Source organism: Oleiphilus sp. HI0086 (genome assembly GCF_001635225.1).
In genome coordinates this window covers 1-1,019 of record NZ_LWFZ01001036.1, presented here as the reverse complement: position 1 = coordinate 1,019, position 1,019 = coordinate 1, and the positions used below count along the sequence as shown (strand labels likewise).

Here is a 1,019-nt window from a genome sequence, read left to right as displayed (position 1 = left end):
TCTCAAGGATTGTTAGCGATGAACCTGAATGGCAGCGCCAAAGATATTCGCAATGGTTGCGATTTAGAGTAGTTGGTCTATTGTCAAAGGATAAAGTTCAAGCGAATAAACATTCAGAATATGAAGGGTTAGTTCTGCAGCTCATGCCGTAAACCATGAGCGCAGTTTCTGAAGCAGGTACTTGGTTTTCAAAAACGGGTTTTCAAAAACAGGTTTCAATTTACATTGATGAAGAGAGTTTGAAGTTATGAAAAAAATGTCCGGCTTTACATTAATTGAGTTAGTGGTCGTGATTGCCGTGCTAGCTATTCTTTCTGCGGTGGCCTTCCCGAAGTTTGCCGAGATTTCTGACGAGGCGCATCGATCGGCTGTTGAAGGCGCTGGTGGTAGTTTTACCTCGTCGGTTTCACTGGTTAGAGCCCAGTGGCTGGCAAACGGTACCCGTACCGCCATTACAGACTTACCTGGATATGGTGAACCAGATAATGTTATCGATGTTAGTGTCGATGGCTGGCCAACAGGCGTAAATGGTAACACCAACCCCAGTGGAATGACCGCTGCTGAGTGTAATGCACTGTGGGGGGCATTAATGAATACTAATGGCCTAACGACGTCGACAGCCGTGGGTGAAGACTACCTGACAACGGTGAATTCTGGTGATTGTCGATATACCTATCAGGCAACAGTTGATGGACATAACGTTGAGTATGACCCGAACACCGGCACTGTCTATACAGATATTCAGCCTTAAGCAGTTTTATTAAGAAAGTAAGCTTTGTTGTTACGATTTTTAAACAAAAACATACATTAATGATGTGCGAAGTTTTAAAAGCATGTCTATAGTTAAATCAATAGATTAGTGAACGAAGTTTTAGTGCTACTTAAACTTGGCGTTAAGTCCAAGAAGCATTAACTTTTAATTTTAACGAACGAAAGCAGTAAATAATTATTAAGATTTAGGAGCTCTACTCATGAAGCGTCAAGCGGGTTTTACACTCATCGAATTGGTCATGGTTATC

General features: G+C 41.9%; 2 protein-coding genes. Both read left to right on the top strand.

The window, feature by feature from the left end:
• Window positions 1-247 precede the first annotated feature (247 nt).
• Window positions 248-751 carry a Tfp pilus assembly protein FimT/FimU gene (locus tag A3756_RS18470; RefSeq protein WP_068554219.1) on the top strand — a complete coding sequence of 168 codons (504 nt, stop codon included), beginning with the start codon at window positions 248-250 and terminating at the stop codon, window positions 749-751.
• 220 nt (window positions 752-971) lie between these two features.
• The coding region (locus tag A3756_RS29310; RefSeq protein WP_156490591.1) for a prepilin-type N-terminal cleavage/methylation domain-containing protein at window positions 972-1,019 on the top strand (48 nt) is incomplete at its 3' end.